1 protein-coding gene is annotated in these 600 nt (G+C 59.0%); it reads left to right on the top strand.

Annotated features, from left to right (window positions below; all coding sequences use genetic code 11):
* Positions 1-600: ATP-binding protein (locus MHX64_RS11920; RefSeq protein WP_239357656.1), on the top strand; the 600-nt coding region annotated here is incomplete at both ends.

The raw sequence follows: 600 nt of genomic DNA on the forward strand, positions 1-600 counted from the left end.
AAAAGGTGCTCTACGCACTCGACAAAGAAGTCGCGGCCAGACGCGAACGCCGCATCAACAAACTGCTCAAGGCATCACGATCGCCAAACCCCGATGCCTGCCTCGAAGACGTCGTCTACGCGCCTGACCGCAACATCAACCCAGAACAAGTCAGCCGACTCGCTCACGGACAATGGTGCCACCTGGGCCAAAACATTGTCATCCTGGGCAAATCCTCAGTCGGCAAAACCTACCTCGCCCAAGCACTGATCACCGCAGCATGCCGCAACGACTACTCCGCCAGGTTCTACCGCACCGACATGCTCGCCGCGCACTTCGCAGTGATGCCGCTTGACGACCCAGCCCGGCTCAAACTCACCCGCGAGTTGATCAACGTCGATGTGTTAGTCCTCGACGACTTCCTCACCACCCCAGTCGACGCCGCCACCGCGCACCTGCTCTTCAACATTCTCTCCGAACGAGAAGGCAACCGATCAACAATCGTGACCTCACAGTTCACCCCGCAAGACTGGTACAGATCCATCCCGGACGCCGTCATCGCCGAGTCCATCCTCAACCGACTCATCGCCGGCGCCGAAATCATCACCCTCGAAGGACCAA

It is taken from the genome of Corynebacterium sp. ACRPZ, assembly GCF_022346205.1.
GTDB classification, from domain to species: Bacteria; Actinomycetota; Actinomycetes; order Mycobacteriales; family Mycobacteriaceae; genus Corynebacterium; species Corynebacterium lehmanniae.